Genomic DNA, 18681 nt, shown 5'->3' with positions numbered 1-18681 from the left:
GTGGCAAGTCTGTATGCCTGAATTCGTACATTAGTCCAGCGTATCGGACTCATCAGTAACATACTAATATGTTTCAAGTGAAAAAAATCTTGTATTTGAGCGGGCTGCTGTCGATCGGCCTGTTAAGCATTGCCTCTGTTTCCAAGAAAGAAAAACCGTTGTTCGGGGTTGTTGATGCCCGACCATCCGTTCCGGTCAATGGACCGGATTCGAGCCGGTTTACCTATACGACGGTTGTTTCGGGCTTAGACGAGCCGATGGAAATGGCCATTTTACCTAATTATGACATTGTAGTTGCGGAAAGAAAAGGTGCTGTCCGTTATTTTGATAACAAGACCAGAGAACTCTCGACGATCTCCCAGTTCAATGTTTTCAGCGGCATTGAGGATGGTTTGCTAGGTGTAGCGGCGGACCCTGATTTCAAGAATAACAACTGGATATATTTCTACTACGGCGTAGGCGGCGATAGGCACGTCAGTCAGTTAACGCGTTTTGAACTGAAAGACCGTAAGTTGATACAGGAATCTAAAAAGGTGCTGCTGGAAGTGCCGACCCAGCGACAGTATTGCTGTCATTCAGCCGGTTATCTCACATTCGACGCTGCCGGGCTTTTGTATTTGTCAATAGGGGATAATACCAATGCAGAAGAAATAGAAGGGCATAACCCGATCGATGAAAGGCCGGGAAGAGAACTGGCGGACGATCAGGCATCGACGGCTAACAGCAATGATTTTCGTGGAAAAATATTGCGCATCAAGCCGGAAGCAGATGGAACTTACAGTATTCCTGACGGCAATTTGTTTCCGAAAGACGGTTCACTCGGCAAGCCCGAAATTTTTGCAATGGGGGTAAGAAATCCATTCAGAATGTCGGTGGACCCTAAAACCAAGTATGTATATTGGGGAGATGTGGGCCCGGACACCGAAGTGCCGGCCAGTGAAGGGAAGCTGAGCTACGACGAGATCAATCAGGCACGCAAGCCGGGCTTTTTCGGATATCCCTATTTCCTGGGTGATAACGAGGTTTTCCCGGACTATGATTTTGAAACAAAAAAAGAAGGCCCCGGAAAAGATCCGAAACGCCCGGTCAATGATTCGCCGAATAATACGGGAGTAAAAGAGCTGCCAGCCGCCCAGCCTGCATTCATCTGGTATGGTAAAGGTCCCTCCAAAAAGTGGCCGTTGGTGGAAAAAGGAGGAGCAAGCGCCATGGCCGGGCCGGTGTATTACAGTGATCTTTACCCCAATGCTCCCTATAAATTGCCCGATTATTACAGCGGGAAGCTATTTATCTACGATTGGATCAGGAAATGGATAATGGCTGTGACAATGGATCAGGAGGGCAATTATGTAAGTATGGAGCCTTTGCTGCCGCAGCTGAAAGTGGTAGCGCCCATGGACATGCAGATCGCTCCGGACGGCGCCGTTTACCTGCTGGCATATGGAACGAACTGGTTTGCAAGAAACACGGATTCAGGTATCATCCGGGTTGAATATTCGGAAGGTAACCGCAATCCGGTCGCTTCGTTAAAGATCGACAAGACAATAGGAGCGGCCCCGCTTACTGTTGCGTTGTCGGCCAATGATTCGAAAGATTTTGACGCCGGCGACAAGCTTTCCTATGCCTGGAAAATCGGCAGCAAAACCGTTGCCGGAAAAGAACTGAGACATACATTCAGTAAGCCCGGAACTTACAATGTGGTATTAACCGTATCCGACCAGAATGGCGGCAAAGGAACAGCCACCACTCAGGTCAAAGTAGGCAATACGCCGCCTGACGTGACGATAGCGACAAAAGCAAACCGCAGCTTTTATTGGGATCATTCGGCATTTGACTACCAGGTAAAAGTGAGCGATAAGGAAGACGGGAATGTTGATCAGCAGCGTGTAAAAGTAAGCTTTAATTACCTGCCCTACGGAAAAGATCTCGCCGGTGCCATGACATCCGATGGAGAAACCGATCTCCGTTATGCCAGCACCGCTAAGTTGTACGCTTCGCTAGACTGTAAGGCCTGTCACACGCCGGAAACCAAATCAATCGGGCCAGCATTAAAGGAAATCGCAAAAAGATATACTGGTAAGGAAGGTGCCGATGCGCTTCTCGCACGCAAGATCATCACCGGCGGAAGTGGTAACTGGGGATCATACCCGATGCCGCCGCATGCGGATCTATCCGAAACGAATGCGAAGGAAATTGCGGCTTATATTTTATCAATAGGGCAGGAATCCCAAAAAACGCCCCTTTCGAATAACATGAAGCTTACAGAGCATATCGGAAAAGGAAATGAAGGCGCTTACGTTTTACAGGCCTCATATGCAGACAAAGGCGCCAACGGGATCGAATCGCTGAAAACGGCCAGCCACATTGTGCTCAAAAACCCGCTGATTCAGCTGGAAGATTACCATGAAGGCAATGTGAATGTGGTGATTGCCACCAAGAACACAGGATACATTTCTTACATCTCGCACATTACGCACGGTAAGTACACCCGTTTCAATGCCATTGACCTCAACCACATTAAAAAAATCCGGTTCCGCATTCAGGAACAAGGCATTGGCGGCACAATTGAAATGCGGCAAGGCTCGAAAGACGGCTTGCTGCTGGGCAGCTTAACAGTGCCGGAAGGAAAAGTCGCTGATCCGAAAACGGATTGGAAAGAGTTAATGATGCCCGTTACAGCGTCTAGTGGCATTCACGATCTGTTTTTTGTTTTTAAAAATGAAAATAAAAAAGGCCCGCTGTTTCATATAGACTGGATGTATTTCGAAAATTGAACATTTAATGGCAATCCTACCCGGAAAACGGCATAGGTTCACTTGTGCCTCTTCTGAACCCAGCTCCTGATAACTTTTATGACATAAAACAGCAGCAGCCCGGCAAAGATGATATTGAAACCTTTCCCAACCGTATCGAAAGCGCTTTGGTATTTGTTGCCAAAATAATAGGCTATGAAAAAGACGAGCGACGACCAGGTGAGCGTGCCGATGAATGTGTAAATCAGGAACTTTGTGAGTTTCATTTTGACAAGCCCTGCCGGAATGGAAATGAAGGTTCGGAAAGTTGGCACCATTCTTCCCCAGAAAACAGCCGCGGTAGAGTGTCTGTCGAAGAACCGGAGCGCTTTTTGATACGATTCGTCCGAAAGACCGATCCACATCCCGTTTCGGCTAACCCACTTTTCCAAACGATCATGGCCGACTTTGTTCCCAACCCAATACCAGAAACCAGCTCCCGCCAGGGAGCCTGATGTAGCGGAAAGAACGGCAAAGAACGGATTTATTTCACCCTGAGCTGCTGTTATACCGCTGATAGACAAGACAATTTCCGACGGCAAAGGCGGGAAAACATTTTCCAGGAGCATGAGAAGAAAAATGGCAATGTAACTGGCTTGACTAATAAATTTCTCAATCAGGGAAGTCATAAAGGAAGCGTGCAATGTTAATTGGAAGTCGGACGCTTTAATTTATCCATTTTAAATACGAAACCCGTAATTAATTGTATTTAAAGTATAAAATAAGTTACTTAGGATTACTTTGTTACTATCAGCGATCCATTCCGAATGAAGCAAACATTTTACCTTCTTCTTGTATTAATCACCTTTCTGTCAGGCTGTAAAAGGGGCAGCGACCTTGTGGAGAATCCGCCGGCGCCCGAACCCGAGCCAACCGGAGCATTGACCGCAGCCGAATTCCTGAAAGACTTCGATGTTGTGGGAGCCAAGACTATAAGTTTTGATACGGCCACTAACAGTTATCTGGTAGACATGCCAGATGGGTATGATAATAAGAAAGCCGAGGTTCGTTTGGAGCTGAAATCGAGCATTGCTTTGGAGGACAGTTTGGGTAAGTTAAGTTCGGAAAATGTGATCCTTTCTGCCTATCAGGGGACAGGACCTCTGGTATTTCATCTTCGGCGCAAAACAGGCAATAGAAGATTATCCTTTCAAGTCTATTTCAGGTTTTCAGGAGCGCCGCAAATAGAGCTGATGGATAAGGAGGTCCAGGTTTATCCGTCCTACATAAAGTTCAACTTACGCTATCTTAAAAACGTGGGCAGCATCCCTTCGGCTCCGGGCAAACCGGGTGCTTTGGTTAAAGTATTTAATACAAAAACAAGACAGACCATAACAACGAGCTTCAATGATCATGGTGGAATGTTGTACGATAATTTGAGCAAGGATTTGATAACAGGGGATTTGATGAATGTTGAAATCACGCTGCAAGGGCAAAAACCTGTGGTCTTCGAGGGCGTGAAGTTTATCAAGGGAAAAGCTGTGGTTTACCCAAGCACGAGTTACAAATACCAAGTTCTTTATAAGGATACGATCAGAGTTTACGGTGACAACTTTGTGCCCGGACAGCAATATTCTGTGCGTTTTTCCAATGATTTCCTGGATAAGCCGCTAACGGCGGCGGCGCGGATCGTGGATGGTAATTTTTTATCTGTTGATAAAATCCCTTTCAGTCTGCCCGAAGGATCATATTTGCTGTCATTTTATGAAGGAGAAAGGTTCATCGGAAATGCCAGCTATCATGTGTCTTTCCATGAAACCAACGCTATCGAATCCATTTGGAAAGGCAATATTTATCTTGCTACCATGCGCAGTGTGAACCCTGTATCTGTGGGTAGGGGCGAGTCTTTCTTCGTCAAAGCTTCGCCTGTCGCATATGGCTATTTTGACTCTCAGATCACTGTCGATATGCTCCCTCGTTTACGTCTCAGATCAGGTGAAAAAATCGTGGAGCTTGATCCTGAACTCATCATTTTTACCTGGGCGATAGCAGGGTTGAAAATTGGTGTCGGCAAATACACAATTCCTGCAAATCTCCCCGCCGGCAGCTATGATGCACATGGCCTGTTTGTAAATAATAGCGAATCAAAGCCCTACTGGTCAAAAATACAGGTGAAGTAAACTTGTCTCAAATACCCCCTCAATATGTTTGAAATGACCACAGTTACAGGATCCTCGGTTTGGTAATTTTGCTGCTGTTCAATCTTTACTAACCAAATCTGCTTACGTATGAGAAAGATAATCGCCGCTATTAATATGACGCTGGATGGTTTTTGCGACCATACAGCAGTTTCTCCGGATGAAGCAGTGCACGATCATTATGGAGAGCTTCTGAAAAGTGCCGGTGTTGCATTGTACGGCCGGAAAACTTATCAGCTGATGGAATTCTGGAAGGACCTGGCAGAACATCCGAGCGGGGAAAAATCAATGGATGACTTTGCATTGCAAATGGATGCGATCCCCAAAGTTGTATTTTCCAAAACATTGCAGCATGTGGATTGGAAAAGCGCAAAAGTCGCTGCCCGGAATCTGGAAATGGAAGCGCTGGCGCTCCGGGAGGAAGACGGCCGCGATATTCTGGTTGGCAGCCGCAGCCTGATCATCGGCTTGCTGAACCTAGGCCTCGTAGACGAATTCCAGCTGATGGTCCACCCGGTTGTAGCACGAAAAGGGCTGCCTCTTTTTGAAGAACTGGCCGATGGGGTTATTTTAAAATTGACAAAAACCCAAACATTTGCCAGCGGTGCGATATTGCTTTACTACGCTCCATCGAAGGAATCATAGCTTAATATGATTCCTTAAAAAGGCCGCCAGCAGCGGTGCCTCACGAATGTAAAGCGTAAGGTCAAGACGCGGGCAATATTTATTTGCGGTTCCGGTGCTTACAAAGCGGAATATGAATTGCAAATAACTACTTTGCATTGTTTTAGATCTAGTTTTACAAACAGTGGCTGCAACTATCTTTCAGGATGCAATAAAAGGCGATCCGCAGGGTTTAACGAACCTCTGGAACGAGGAATTCGAGGCCAGGGCATTGTGGGGTAACAGGATATTTTGTTTGACGTTTTTGGTTTGCTATCCATCCACGTCCATCCTTTACTACCTGAATGGCAATCCCAATTACCGGTCTATATTTCTGATACAACTGGCCTGCAGCGGCCTGGTAGCAGTGATCATTTTCCTGCATTTCAGAGGGAAAATAAATAGTCAGCATGCTTCCTTTTACAGCCGGATCCTGCTGATTATCTTTCATTCGTTTATCCTGGCCCGTTTTCAGACTCTATATTATTATGACCTGAGTATCAACCTGACATTGCAGCTGATATTCTCGATTTGGGTTTTGCACTGGAAGTTCAGCTATGCCCTCATCAGCTCGGTTGCCACCATTCTTTTTTTCTCATCAGCGCTCTATATCAAAGGAGCGGATGTGCTGGTTCATTTTCTGAAAGAGGGCGGCTTTTTCTATTTTCTGGGACAAAGTGTGTTTCCATTGGTATTACAAATGCGCTATAACAAGCAGTATAGGGAGTTTATTTATTTCAACAGCTTACAAAGACAAAATAAGGAGCTGGAAAAGCAAAACCAGCTCGCCAGGGAGGCAATGCAGGCCAAATCCGATTTCTTGTCTACTATGAGCCATGAGATCAGGACCCCGTTGAATGGGATTGTAGGCGTTATCCACTTGATGTTGCAGGAAGATTTGCGAACGGATTTTCAGAGAGAATTGGTCGGGACTTTGAAGTTTTCGTCCGACCACTTGATGGCCGTCGTCAATGATGTTCTTGATTTCAATAAAATAAATTCTAATCACGTCAAGCTTGCCAGGGAGCCATTTGACCTGTATGTTTTGCTTAAAAATCTTGAAAAAACATTCATTCCGCGAGCCCGGGAAAAGGGGCTGAACCTGATATTTGACATTGATCCTGCATTGCCTGCGCACCTGACCGGCGACCAAGTCCGTCTTAACCAGGTTGTTACCAACCTGATTCATAATGCGGTCAAATTTACGGAGAAAGGATTTGTAAAACTGGCGGTGAAGGAAACAGAAAGGGATGAAACCCGGATATCCTTACACTTCGAAATCAGCGATTCGGGAGTCGGCATTCCGTCGGAAGATCAGTCTTCCATTTTTGAGATATTCGTCCAAAGTAGCAGTGAAGCAAAGCGTGGTAACCGCGGAACGGGGATCGGGCTGGCGATAACGAAAGAGCTTTTACGGCTTTTCGGCAGTGAAATAAAATTAGAAAGTGAGGAGGGGCTAGGGTCGTGTTTTTCTTTCGAAATTGAATTCGATTATTCCAACCAGCAACTGGTGGTGGAGAAGCCGGCGGGCGTAATGGTCGCTATTCCCGATGCCCGGATCTTGGTCGTGGATGACAATGCAGTTAATTTACTGTTTGCCACAAATCTGCTCAAAAAGATCGGCCTGCAATACGATAAGGCCCAAAATGGTTGTGAAGCGGTTGAGCGGTTCAACAACCAACATTATGATTTGGTATTAATGGATCTTAAAATGCCGGTAATGAATGGTTTTGAAGCTACCCAGCTCATCCGTGCACAAGGCGCCACTACACCCATAATCGCCCTGACAGCCTCTGCGTTTACAGATGAGCGTGACAAAGCATTGTCCAACGGATTTTCCGGATATCTCGCGAAGCCTTATGTTCCGGGTGACCTCTACGATATCCTGTTTACATTTCTCAAAACAGAGGATGACAGCAGTTTGCCCAAACCGCAAGCACAAGTCCTGGCTCAGGATCATTAATGCGCATTCACAGCTATTTTTTATCAAAAAACTCCCCGAAGTGCCATAATACCCCGGACGGATCGTGGACAAAACACTCGCGGCCCCAATGCTCGACACGAATGGGTGTGAGCCGAACGCCGCTATATTTTGCCGGAAGATCAAGTGCGACAAGCTCGTCCCACGTGCTTTGCACATTTTGTACTTCCAGGAACATCATTGTGTTGTCGATCCAATCCTGGACAAACGCGTCTTGCAGGTAAAAGCCAACATTGTCTGTTTTGAAAAGAGACATATCCGGTGAGATCACAACTTCTTCGAAGCCCAGATCGCGATAGAAATTTCGGGATATTTCAAAATCCCTACTTCCTATAAACGGCCTTATGGATAATAACGATTGTTTCATATTGTATTCCATATTAAAATTTTGAAGACATTGCGGTACTTCGCCGTCTTAACTCTCACTGCTTCCCATTTTTAGCGGCCGGCACCCGCTTGGCTGGATTCGCCGGGGTAGGCGCGGGACTTGACTTCTCGGGTTTGGCAGAGGTTTCTGATTTGTTGGGATCGACACCGAGTTTTTCCAAAATCAGATTTGTGACATTGTTTTCTTCTGCCGAGGCGAATAATATGAATGGTACGGTGCCCACTCCGCCGTCCATGTTAAAGATATAAACAAATGCATGCTCTTTACCTACCTGTTGGATGGCACTGTCCACTTTTGCCAGGATCGGGCCCATGAGTTGTTGCTGTTTATCTTGTAATGTTTGCTGGGCTTTGCTGCGCATGTCTTGGATGCGTGCTTGCAGATTTTCAAGTTCCTTTTCCTTGTCGGCCCGGATGATTTCGGTCATCTGACCCGCCGTCTTCTGATAATTATCAGCCTTTTGCTGAAACTCTTTAAGCGATGCATCTATTGCTTTTTCCAGTTGGGTGCGGGTCGTTTCCAGCTGATTCTGCATCGCCTTGGTTTCCGGCAGCTGGCTCATTACTATATCAACATTGGTATAACCGATCTTCGGAGATGTGCCTGTTGCTGTTCCCTGGCTAAGGGACTGGAAATGGATAAATAGCAGCCCTGCAAAAAGGCTTAGTCTAATGAAGCTTTTCATATATTGAAATTGTATATAAAATTAGAAGTTAATGTTGTTCATTGGGTCACCAACCAATGGATTCAGCTTAGTATCGCTCGTAATGCAGCTGATCGCTGTTGAGTTTATTGGCCAATAATTGCTGATTTACGGTGAGCCAGAAGCTGTTGTAGTTTTCCCTGTCTTCCAGTTGAACGCTTAATGTGCGCAGCTCGCGTTCCTTGCGCGCCTGCTCAAACATCCTTAAAAGCGAAGGCATGTCGTCATTTTCCTGCGAAAAAATAGCAGCACTCTGTTCCATATACGGGTCATCAGGGTAGGGTTCGTCAACTGGCGGACTGGCCTTTTTGAAATAAACCCCCGTTTGTGCTGCCGACCGTTTCGAAGGTTTCATCTTAGCATATGCAGGATAAGGTGCCCTTTTCGTGCTGGCTGTAAGACGACCATTATGTCTCGTATTCGCTTCCGAATTTTCGTGCAATGACAATTCCCTTTCACTTTTAAGCAAAGGATGCGTCAAATTGCCCTGCACTTTGCTGACTTTCTTGGAATTTGTCCCGTTATAACGAATAAGTCCATCACCCGAAAACACAATAGACACTGCTACAAGAACGACTGCTGCCGCCATGGAATATGAAAACGTAACCCATCTCTGCCGCCTTCTTTTCCGCGCCTCGAAAAGGTTCCAGAACTTGTCGGGATCCCATTCCGGGTCACTTTCATCAGACCTGTCGAGCAGCTCTCTGATTTTATAAGACAAGTCTTCGTTTTTCATAACTCGGATCTAAGTCGATGATTCTTTTCTGCAACATTACTTTCGCCTTGCTCAGCTGTGATTTGGACGTTCCCGTGCTGATTCCCAACATTTCTGAGATTTCCAAATGCGTGTAACCTTCCACTTCGTATAAGTTAAAAACCGTTCGATAGCCAATCGGCAGCCCTGCGATAACTTCCAGAATCCTGTCTGCAGTCAGGTTTTCAATGATAATTTCGTCGGTCTGATAAGTCTCTGCTTCCAGCTCATCCAGCATTTTAAAGGGCTTGGCCTTCTTAATTACAGCAAGGCACTCATTGATAACAATCCTTTTGATCCAGCTTTCAAAAGCCCCGACTGCCTCAAACTTGCAGCGGCCCATTTTTTCAAGCATTATAAAAATAGCATTCGATACGGCATCCTCCACTTTCCCCTTATCCGAAATGTATCGTCTTGCGGTGCGGTGCAACACTTTCCCATAGGCATCAAAAAGCTTTCGCTGCGAACAGACGTCTTTTAGCTGAGCTTGATGAATGATTGAGAGTGTAATCAATGTCCCTTGCGAATGTTCTCTTGGTAAGAAGAATCCCGAAGCACAAATGGTTGCCTGGTGAAAACGATTTTACTAAAAAAAATTCCATTGCTGAAACAGAATTATTTTTAAATAGCAGTGTGGAGTTCGAAATGCGAGTCATGCCATCCATTAAACCCAGTGCTTTGAACAAAAATTACATACTGAAACTGAAATCGGTTTTGCCGCTATTCTCCATTGTGGTTTGGAGTTCAGTGTTTTTTCTTGGGGTGGTGCGGTGGTGGTTATTTACAGGGAAATTTCCGATTCTTGAAGTGAGGGAAGAAATGTGGGAACTATATATTCCTGCATTTGTAGCGTTTGCGCCGATTCTCTTCTGGATGAAATTCGAGCGGCTGACTTTCGTGAAAAGCCCGCGGAGACGCGTAGAGCAGTTGCAGATTATCGGATACTTTACCCTTTTCGGAATGCTCGCCATTTCACAAGCATATCTTTCCACATTGCAAAGTAAAATGGTTTTGGTGAAGGATGTGACGCAAATTGAATCAATGAAAGAAGCCAGGTATTTCAGAATTGATATTTTTGCGGTTCATAGGATGATCGGGGGCGCATACTACACTTCCAGAGTGGATGGAAAGTTTCAGAGCAACCTTAACTTTGATATTTTCTTTGTAAATCCAATCCTGACGCACAAGCGGCAGATCATTGCGCGGACACCCCGCTTCTGGTTCGGGACGAAATTCACGAAGAGGGTCAGTAACTATCTGGGAAATCAGGAAAAGCAAAGACGCTTTCAAGCTTTTTACCAGGAATGTGTGAATAAAATGGTAAAATACGATTTTCAAAAAGTAGACCATTTTGAATTAAAACCTGTATCATACGACCTGGATGGTTACCGCATTGCAGTCAAAAACGCTATGCAAAGACCAATCAATAATGACTTTATGATCCTTGAAGGAAATAACAAAGCCTTTGAAAATAAAGACAGCCAGAAAATAGCCTGGACAGTGCTGACCTATCTGATCGGCTGTGGCATTTATATGCTGGCGCTGATCAAACCAGGTTATTTAAAAGAATTTTCAGAAGAATCGTAATCCTGAAAAGCATGATGAATGTTAAATATCCTAATATTGTCAAATTTATATGCCGTGATAAAGGCGGGGTCTGTGTGATTGCAGTAATTAACAACAAGAATGAGTTTAAAACATAGTGACAAGGCATCAGCGGCAGGTCTGTTAGTCGCCTTAGGGATTATTTTTGGAGATATTGGAACGTCCCCATTGTATGCAATGCAGGCCATCATCGGAGGTGAGGCCATCGCATTGGATGTCGTTTACGGCTCAGTGTCCTGCATTTTCTGGACATTGACATTACAAACTACTGTCAAGTATGTGATTCTGATCCTGCGGGCCGATAACAATGGCGAAGGCGGGATATTAGCCCTTTACGCACTGGTACGGAAAAATGCAAAATGGCTCACTATTCCAGCCATAATCGGGGCCAGTACATTGCTGGCTGATGGGATAATCACGCCGCCCATTTCGGTTTCGTCGGCCGTAGAGGGTCTTCGTATTCTCTATCCGCATATTCAGACCATTCCGATCGTCATCGGGATTCTCACCCTATTGTTCATCATCCAGGTTTTTGGGACTACAATTGTAGGCCGGGCGTTTGGGCCGGTGATGCTTGTCTGGTTTTTAATGCTGCTCGTCCTCGGGCTTTCGCAGGTGCTTTACCACCCTGAAATCTTCAAAGCATTCAACCCTTATTATGCTTATCAGCTTTTAACGAACCATCCGGGAGGTTTCTGGCTGTTGGGTTCTGTTTTCCTTTGTACGACCGGGGCCGAAGCACTATATTCTGATCTTGGGCATTGTGGCCGGGGCAACATCCGTATCAGTTGGATTTATGTTAAAACTTGTCTTGTTATCAACTATTTCGGGCAAGGTGCGTGGCTGGCGATGCACGTAGGAGAGACATTGAATGGAAGAAAGCCATTTTATGAAATCATGCCCGACTGGTGGTTATTGCCAGGAATTTGCGTCGCTACGATGGCCACCATTATAGCCAGCCAGGCGCTCATCAGCGGCTCGTTCACCTTGGTTTCGGAAGCCATCCGGCTAAATCTATGGCCCAAAGTCCGCCTGATTTATCCAAGTGATCAAAAAGGACAGCTTTATGTGCCAAGTGTAAACTGGCTTTTGTGGGCGGGATGCATTGGTATCGTGTTGTATTTCAAAGAATCGTCGCATATGGAAGCGGCGTATGGGCTTGCCATCACGCTTACCATGATCATGACTACTTTGCTGTTTTCGTATTATCTTTTTGTACACAAAATAGCAAAGCTCTGGGTAGGCGCATTCATGGTTGTTTACCTGGCCATAGAAGGCTCGTTCCTTGCTGCCAACCTTTTGAAATTTCCGCATGGCGGCTGGGTTTCGCTGGTATTGGCAATCGTCATCGCGGACCTGATGGCCATGTGGCTGCGGGCGAATGTGATCAAACTCAGACTGACCGAATTTGTGGACCTGGACAAATATATCCCCGCGCTCAAAGAGCTTAGCAATGATATCAGTGTGCCCAAGTATGCCACGCATTTGGTGTTTATGTCCAATGCGGCCGCGGACGACCAGATCGAAAACAAAATCATTTATTCTATATTTCAAAAACGGCCTAAACGGGCGGATATCTATTGGTTTGTGCACGTGGAGACGACCGACGAACCGTACACGATGGATTACCACGTTAATGTGAGGGCCGAGGATGATGTGATCAAAATCAATTTCATTCTGGGTTTCCGGGTCGAGCAGCGCATTAATATGTTCTTGCGCAATGTGGTGGAGGATATGGTCCGTAATAACGAGGTTGATATCACGAGCCGGTATGAGTCACTCAACCGCCAGAATGTTACGGGCGACTTCCGTTTTGTGGTTCTTGAACGCTATTTGTCTGTTGAAAATGACCTTCCCTGGCATGAGGAGTTTGTTATGAAATTTTATTTCGCCATCAAGAGCATTACTAATTCAGAAGCCCAGTGGTTTGGCCTCGACAACAGTTCGGTGAAGGTGGAAAAGGTGCCGCTTGTCATCAGCTCGCCGAGCCAGATAAGGATGAGAAGGGTATATTAAACTTGCGTAAAGATTGCTTCAATCATGGAAGTGCCGATTAAAAACAAGCTGAACGGGAGTGAGCTTTTCAGGATCAAGAGAATGAAGGAGGTGATTAAAACCACGAATCCGCATGGACATAAAGATTATCTTGAAATAATTTACCTGGAACAAGGCGCGGGTTCTCACCAGATCGACCATAACCGTTTTGCGGTGAAACCCAACAGCTTGTATCTCGTTATGCCAGGCCAGATCCATAGCTGGGAGCTGACAGAAATTCCAAAAGGCTATGTGGCGATGCTTCAAAAGGATTTTTTGCTGGACCATCCGCTTTATGATGTCCTTTTCCAGACATTCCCGCTGCCTTTTCCCAGCAGTTTTGATCTGGAAGAAGTAAATGAAACATTTAAGGGCATTTTCAGGAGCATTGAACTGGAATATACCCGGGGCGAAACGAACTTTGAAGCAGTTATCCAAACCTATCTCGACCTGATTTTTAATTTGCTCAAAAGGGAAATGAAATCAAATGCGGCACTGCCGTTTCCGCCATTGCTCAAAAACTTCTTTGCCCTGCTCGACACGGAATTCAAAACCAACCACGAAACGCAGTTTTATGCCGATGCTTTAAATACCACCTCAAAAACACTCAACGCGGCCTGCAAGAAATTTCTTGGCTCCACGGCCAGTGCCGTGATTAATGAAAAACTGACAGCGGAATCTAAAAAGCTGCTTTTGTATTCATATCAAAACCTGACGGAACTGGCATTTGAACTGGGTTTTAGCGACGCCTCCCATTTCAATAAGTTTTTCAAACGCCAGACAGGCGTGCTTCCCGGGATATATCGAAAGGGTATTTCTTGAATATACCAGAAATTGGCGTGAATGTACAAAGTCTACTGCCGGTGTAGAGTTAAATTTGCCCGTCCGCAAAACCACGGACGTGCCTTTAACTCAACATGAAAGTTTTTGCTTTTCCCTTACTGATTTTACTCACTTCGATTGCCTGTGCACAAGCGCAAACCATCTCCGGCAGCGTAGCAGACCGGCAGACCAGTCAACCATTGGCATACTGTTCAGTGGCACTTTTCAAAAGTTCGGACTCGACATTGGTAACCGGATTACTAACCTCTGAAAATGGCGCTTTTAAGTTCGAAAATGTTACATCGGGCCCGTACTATATCCAGACGCAATATATTGGTTACAGCAAGGCTACGTTTCCCGTGCCCGCTTTGGGCGCTCAAAAGATCATTGAACTCGGCCAGATTCTCATGGACGCAGATCCCCGGACATTACAGGAATTGAATGTCACGGCCGACCGCCAGTTGCTCGAAAATAAAGTGGACCGGCAGGTGTACCGGGCCGATAAATTCCTGAATAGCCAGGGCGGAACGGCCATTGATGTGTTAAAAAATACGCCTTCCGTTACAGTCAACAGCGAAGGGGACATTACGTTGCGGGGTTCGTCCGGATTTTTGGTTTTGATTAATGGCAAACCCGTGCAAACGGACGCAGCAACGATCCTGAACCAGATTCCGGCGAACACCATTGAAAATGTTGAAGTGATCACATCCCCCTCGGCACGTTTTGATCCGGACGGCAAATCGGGGATAATCAATATCACGACAAAAGCGGCACTGGCGGGAAGCAGATCGTTTTCGGCCAATGTGCAGGCAGGCTTTCCGGCCATTTACCGCTATGATAACCTGCACAATCCGCTCCGTTTTGGCGGCGATGTCACATTCAATGCGCGTTCCGAAAAATGGGACGTCAGTTTGAGCGGGAATTACCTGCGGAACGATATCGCAGGGCAGCGAACCGGCGATGTCAATACGACAATCGGTCAGGTATTCACCTCGTTCCCATCGGATGGGGAGCGGAGTTTTATCCGCTACAATTACACTGCGAGGGGCTCCGTATCATTTACGCCGCGTTCGAGCGATGCACTTTCGGTAGGTTTTTATACAGGGTTTCGTTCGCAGTCGCGCCGTGCCGATATCGTTTACAATAACACGAAAACGGACCTGCAAACGGGTGATGTGATCGGCCGGATTACGTATTTTAATTCAAATGTGGCAAGAAAGTCGGGCAGGATTACCTTAGGAAACCTGGACTATGTACACACTTTTGGAAACAAATCTGCGCTGGGTATTTCCGGCCTGGTGGAAAATGCTGGGATGGAGGGACTTACTACCAACATGAACATGAGCGAGCCGTCCCGAAATGTGATCCTCCAAAGCAGCCGCAACCCAAGTGAAAACCCGCTCACTGCCTATCGGCTAAAAACGGATTACAGTGTAAACCTGGGCCCCGGAAAGCTGGAAACGGGCTATCAATACCGATATCAGGTCCAGAAAGGGAATTTTCAATATCTGGACCTTGACCTGGAAACCGGGCAGTTCGGTATTGTACCGGAATTCAGCAGTAGTACGCGGGTGACCAACGAAATACATTCGATATACGGGCAGTATTCAGCCAAGCAGGCCAAATTCGAGTATGTGGGCGGTTTGCGTTACGAATATGCATCGCGTGCCTTCAAGGCCGGGAGCCAGGATATGCGAAATCTTTATTTATCCAACCTTTTTCCATCCCTTAATCTGCAATACCATGTTACCAAATCCCTGCGCGCACGGGCGGGATACAGCAAACGCGTGCAGCGTGCCACCAATAGCGAGCTTAACCCGTTCCCTGAACGGGAACATTCAGAAACGCTTGAATCGGGAGATCCGGACATTCTGCCCGAGTTTATAGATCTTTCCGAGTTGGGGGTTGTCAAGGATTTCAAGCAAGGCAGCGTCTTTGCAACCGTTTATAATCAGCGTATTAAGAATGTGGTTAACCGGGTCAACAGTGTCTATAATGATACGATCCTCAATCGCATTTACACCAATGCAGGGCTGGCAACGTCCTGGGGACTAGAAGCAGGCAGCACATTGAACATTGCAAAATGGTGGCAGATCTACGCCGGGGGCAATTTGTATTATTATAAAATCAAAGGTTCGCTGTTTAACAACGATGTGCGTGTGAGTACAGACAGCTGGATCTACGCAATCAATGCCAATACAACTTTCAAATTTTCTCCCACTTTTCAATTGCAGGGATCGCTGAATTTTCTCTCAAAGCGGATCACAGCCCAGGGAGAGGATTCCCGTTTTATCACGCCCAACTTATCCGCAAGAAAAACCTTCCTGAAAGGCAAGCTGGCCGCAACATTACAATGGCAGAACGTCGATCTTGGCCTCCTGGGCTCAAACCGGCAACGGATCACCACATTTGGGAAAGACTTTTTTACAACAACCAATTACATTCAGGAGACAGATATCTTTCTTTTAAACCTGAGCTATAACCTCAACCAAACTTCGAAAAAAGGCAAGCTGCCGGCCAGCGAATTTGGAGAAAAGGAGTTTTGACCAGGCACTTCAATGCACTGGCTTTTGCACAATTTGATATTTAACATTAGGGTCATATTCGGGCGCTGCGGATGGGTTATTTTCGTTGCTTTGAAGCGCCCATGAAAAAAATCAAAGTTGTATTTTTTGCAGAAATCCTGATTCCCGACTTCGATGGTGCGTCGCGGACCATGTTCCAGCTGCTGGACAGGATTGACGCCAGTCGCTTCGATTTTTTGTTCGTATGCGGGAATGGGCCGGACCGGATCAACCAGTTCGAGTGCATTAAAACGCGCTCATTCAGCATCCCGCTGAACCCCAAATACAAGCTGGCCATCCCGTCCTTAACGGCCGACGAAATCAAAATACAGCTGGAACACTTCAGCCCGGACGTGGTACACATTGCCACGCCGTCGATCCTGGGACATTTTGCACTGGCATACGCCAAAGAGCGGCAACTGCCTGTCATCAGCATTTATCACACGCACTTCCCGAGCTACATGGCTTACTATTTCAGTTATGTTCCATTTTTGGTCAAACCCGTGGCAGATCGGCTTACCAAAGTCCAGAACAGGTTTTACGATGCCTGCGACCGGGTGTATGTCCCGTCTGTAAGCCTGGCCGATGAGCTGGTGTCCACCGGAATGTCTGCCATGAATCTCAGGATCTGGCAGCGTGGCATTGATACAACGCTATTTTCACCGCACAAAAAAGATACGCAGTATTTAGAACGGCTGACCAACAATTCGCTTCCTACGATCCTGTTTGCGAGCCGGCTGGTTTGGGAAAAAAATCTGGAAACATTGATTGCTGTCTATGCTGTTCTGAAAGCCGACGGCTTTGCCTGCAATTGGATAATTGCAGGAGATGGAACGGCGGCAAAAGATTGCATGCGAAAAATGCCGGACGCGATTTTCGTCGGAAAACAGGACCATGACGCATTAGCGGTGCTTTACGCATCGGCCTCTGTTTTTATCTTTCCGTCCATATCCGAAACATTTGGTAATGTCGTGCTCGAAGCGATGGCGTCGGGTTTGGTGCCCGTTATCGCAGACGGCGGTGGCAGTAAAGATATAGTCGAAGATGGCGTAAACGGTTTCAAATGCGACCCGGATGATGCCCACGCATATGCAGAAAAAATCCGTCTGGTCATTCAAAACCCAACATTGCAGCAGCGTATGTCTGCTAATGCGGTAGATCATAGCAAAGCGTTTAATTGGACAACACTGGCTAAGACCTATTTTGATGACCTGCATGAGCTGGCAACCTCATTTACAAAAAACCTGAAAGTTTGAAATTACATCCGCTTTTTATAAAAATCCTTAAAGCGTTGCTTCTGGTGAGTATGCTGGTGTTGCTCTGGCAGTATCTGAAAGTCATCGACCCGCGTCAGGTGCAGGCAGCTCTGGCGAAAGTGGGAGCGGGTTTTGGCTGGGTCTTACTCAGCACCTCAGTGGCTTATGCGCTGGGAACATTAGGCTGGTGGTATTGCCTCGGCAACGCGAAGGGAGCCATCCCGAAAACCGATCTTTTCATGATCCGGCATGTTTGTGAAACCGTCGGCCTGTTCAATCCGGCAAGCTTCGCGGGAGGCGATATGCTCAAAATTGTGCTGCTAAGGCCTTACGCGGTGGATGAAACCACAGTTTTGACATCCGTAGTCATTTCCAGGTTGTTGATGATTGCGAGCCAGGTATGCCTTTTGATTTTAGCATTAGTATGGTTCTCGCTTCAAAACCCATTACCGATAGCAGTGTGGCTACCATATAAATCTGTCTTACTGGTGCTTATCATCTGCCTGCTGCTGGTTCTTATTTTGTATAAAGTTTATGGTATTCATTCAAATGCTGACAAAAGTCCAAAGTTGGCACGCATGAGATCCCGGCTCGCCAACATACGCGCAGAGCTGGCTGATTTTTATCATTCATATCCCAGGCAACTCGCATTTGCATTTGCTCTGTTCACCCTGCATTGGGTAGTCGGTTCGCTGGAATTTTATATTGTGTTAAAGCTCTTCGGCTACAATGTCACGATCGCCGACGGCCTTTTGCTGGATATGGGGGTTATTATGGTCAAAGCAGCCGGTGCTTTTGTGCCTGGGCAGGTGGGGGTGGAAGAATTTGGTAATAAGATCATGTTGTCACTGTTGGGAATCAGCAGCATTCCGCTGTGGCTGTCCGTTTCTGCTTTGCGCAGGGCTCGTCAGCTGTTCTGGATCCTGGTAGGAGCCATTTTTTATTCGTTTTTTATATACAAAAAGCGCCTCTACTCCTGAC

15 protein-coding genes are annotated in these 18681 nt (G+C 46.4%); 10 read left to right on the top strand and 5 right to left on the bottom strand.

Features of this window, described 5'->3' with window-relative positions; genetic code table 11:
* The first annotated feature begins 77 nt into the window (after positions 1-77).
* The gene (locus tag G395_RS0105285) at positions 78-2774 is read left to right on the top strand and encodes a PQQ-dependent sugar dehydrogenase (protein ID WP_229203993.1); all 2697 of its coding nucleotides are present in this window, start codon (positions 78-80) and stop codon (positions 2772-2774) included.
* 38 nt (positions 2775-2812) lie between these two features.
* Here the strand turns inward: G395_RS0105285 and G395_RS0105280 are convergent, their stop codons facing one another.
* On the bottom strand, positions 2813-3421 hold the full coding sequence (locus G395_RS0105280; protein ID WP_026629111.1) for a DedA family protein: 609 nt from the start codon (positions 3419-3421) through the stop codon (positions 2813-2815).
* 138 nt (positions 3422-3559) lie between these two features.
* On the opposite strand from G395_RS0105280, the gene G395_RS0105275 reads away from it, so the two are divergent.
* The 3 genes from G395_RS0105275 to G395_RS30975 all read left to right on the top strand — a co-directional run bounded on the left by G395_RS0105275 (position 3560) and on the right by G395_RS30975 (position 7556).
* On the top strand, positions 3560-4912 hold the full coding sequence (locus G395_RS0105275; RefSeq protein ID WP_026629110.1) for a hypothetical protein: 1353 nt from the start codon (positions 3560-3562) through the stop codon (positions 4910-4912).
* Positions 4913-5020: 108 nt separating this feature from the next.
* Positions 5021-5575, top strand: a complete 555-nt coding sequence (locus G395_RS0105270) for a dihydrofolate reductase family protein (RefSeq protein ID WP_026629109.1) — start codon at positions 5021-5023, stop codon at positions 5573-5575.
* 163 nt (positions 5576-5738) lie between these two features.
* The gene (locus tag G395_RS30975; protein WP_051350004.1) at positions 5739-7556 is read left to right on the top strand and encodes a response regulator; all 1818 of its coding nucleotides are present in this window, start codon (positions 5739-5741) and stop codon (positions 7554-7556) included.
* 13 nt (positions 7557-7569) lie between these two features.
* Here G395_RS30975 and G395_RS0105255 read toward each other — a convergent pair whose 3' ends face one another.
* The 4 genes from G395_RS0105255 to G395_RS0105240 all read right to left on the bottom strand — a co-directional run bounded on the left by G395_RS0105255 (position 7570) and on the right by G395_RS0105240 (position 9933).
* Positions 7570-7941 (bottom strand): VOC family protein, encoded by a 372-nt coding sequence (locus G395_RS0105255; RefSeq protein ID WP_026629108.1) that lies wholly within the window; start codon positions 7939-7941, stop codon positions 7570-7572.
* Positions 7942-7996: 55 nt separating this feature from the next.
* A complete protein-coding gene (locus G395_RS28635) occupies positions 7997-8647 on the bottom strand; it encodes an OmpH/Skp family outer membrane protein (protein WP_051350003.1) in 651 nt (216 codons plus the stop codon).
* Positions 8648-8714: 67 nt separating this feature from the next.
* The gene (locus G395_RS0105245) at positions 8715-9401 is read right to left on the bottom strand and encodes a hypothetical protein (RefSeq protein ID WP_026629107.1); all 687 of its coding nucleotides are present in this window, start codon (positions 9399-9401) and stop codon (positions 8715-8717) included.
* Positions 9376-9933, bottom strand: a complete 558-nt coding sequence (locus G395_RS0105240) for an RNA polymerase sigma factor (RefSeq protein WP_051350002.1) — start codon at positions 9931-9933, stop codon at positions 9376-9378. The genes G395_RS0105245 and G395_RS0105240 overlap by 26 nt, the downstream gene beginning before the upstream one ends.
* 140 nt (positions 9934-10073) lie before the next feature.
* On the opposite strand from G395_RS0105240, the gene G395_RS0105235 reads away from it, so the two are divergent.
* The 6 genes from G395_RS0105235 to G395_RS0105210 all read left to right on the top strand — a co-directional run bounded on the left by G395_RS0105235 (position 10074) and on the right by G395_RS0105210 (position 18680).
* The gene (locus G395_RS0105235) at positions 10074-11006 is read left to right on the top strand and encodes a hypothetical protein (protein WP_211237745.1); all 933 of its coding nucleotides are present in this window, start codon (positions 10074-10076) and stop codon (positions 11004-11006) included.
* Between the two features lie 99 nt (positions 11007-11105).
* On the top strand, positions 11106-13040 hold the full coding sequence (locus G395_RS0105230) for a KUP/HAK/KT family potassium transporter (RefSeq protein ID WP_026629104.1): 1935 nt from the start codon (positions 11106-11108) through the stop codon (positions 13038-13040).
* Positions 13041-13064: 24 nt separating this feature from the next.
* The gene (locus tag G395_RS0105225) at positions 13065-13880 is read left to right on the top strand and encodes an AraC family transcriptional regulator (protein WP_026629103.1); all 816 of its coding nucleotides are present in this window, start codon (positions 13065-13067) and stop codon (positions 13878-13880) included.
* A 95-nt stretch (positions 13881-13975) separates the two neighbouring features.
* Complete coding sequence (locus tag G395_RS0105220) at positions 13976-16426, top strand: TonB-dependent receptor (protein ID WP_035360410.1); 2451 nt, start codon at positions 13976-13978, stop codon at positions 16424-16426.
* Positions 16427-16527: 101 nt separating this feature from the next.
* On the top strand, positions 16528-17700 hold the full coding sequence (locus G395_RS0105215; RefSeq protein WP_026629101.1) for a glycosyltransferase family 4 protein: 1173 nt from the start codon (positions 16528-16530) through the stop codon (positions 17698-17700).
* The gene (locus tag G395_RS0105210) at positions 17697-18680 is read left to right on the top strand and encodes a lysylphosphatidylglycerol synthase transmembrane domain-containing protein (RefSeq protein ID WP_026629100.1); all 984 of its coding nucleotides are present in this window, start codon (positions 17697-17699) and stop codon (positions 18678-18680) included. The genes G395_RS0105215 and G395_RS0105210 overlap by 4 nt, the downstream gene beginning before the upstream one ends.
* Position 18681: the final 1 nt, after the last annotated feature.

It is taken from the genome of Dyadobacter alkalitolerans DSM 23607 (genome assembly GCF_000428845.1).
GTDB lineage: Bacteria > Bacteroidota > Bacteroidia > Cytophagales > Spirosomataceae > Dyadobacter > Dyadobacter alkalitolerans.
This window is presented reverse-complemented; position numbering and strand designations above follow the sequence as displayed.

Coding starts and splice junctions, on each gene's coding strand:
- G395_RS0105245 (WP_026629107.1), bottom strand. CDS start 9,401: ATGAAAAACGAAGACTTGTCTTATAAAATCAGAGAGCTGCTCGACAGG.
- G395_RS0105215 (WP_026629101.1), top strand. CDS start 16,528: ATGAAAAAAATCAAAGTTGTATTTTTTGCAGAAATCCTGATTCCCGAC.
- G395_RS0105220 (WP_035360410.1), top strand. CDS start 13,976: ATGAAAGTTTTTGCTTTTCCCTTACTGATTTTACTCACTTCGATTGCC.
- G395_RS0105255 (WP_026629108.1), bottom strand. CDS start 7,941: ATGAAACAATCGTTATTATCCATAAGGCCGTTTATAGGAAGTAGGGAT.
- G395_RS28635 (WP_051350003.1), bottom strand. CDS start 8,647: ATGAAAAGCTTCATTAGACTAAGCCTTTTTGCAGGGCTGCTATTTATC.
- G395_RS0105275 (WP_026629110.1), top strand. CDS start 3,560: ATGAAGCAAACATTTTACCTTCTTCTTGTATTAATCACCTTTCTGTCA.
- G395_RS0105235 (WP_211237745.1), top strand. CDS start 10,074: ATGCCATCCATTAAACCCAGTGCTTTGAACAAAAATTACATACTGAAA.
- G395_RS0105280 (WP_026629111.1), bottom strand. CDS start 3,421: ATGACTTCCCTGATTGAGAAATTTATTAGTCAAGCCAGTTACATTGCC.
- G395_RS0105270 (WP_026629109.1), top strand. CDS start 5,021: ATGAGAAAGATAATCGCCGCTATTAATATGACGCTGGATGGTTTTTGC.
- G395_RS0105230 (WP_026629104.1), top strand. CDS start 11,106: ATGAGTTTAAAACATAGTGACAAGGCATCAGCGGCAGGTCTGTTAGTC.
- G395_RS0105225 (WP_026629103.1), top strand. CDS start 13,065: ATGGAAGTGCCGATTAAAAACAAGCTGAACGGGAGTGAGCTTTTCAGG.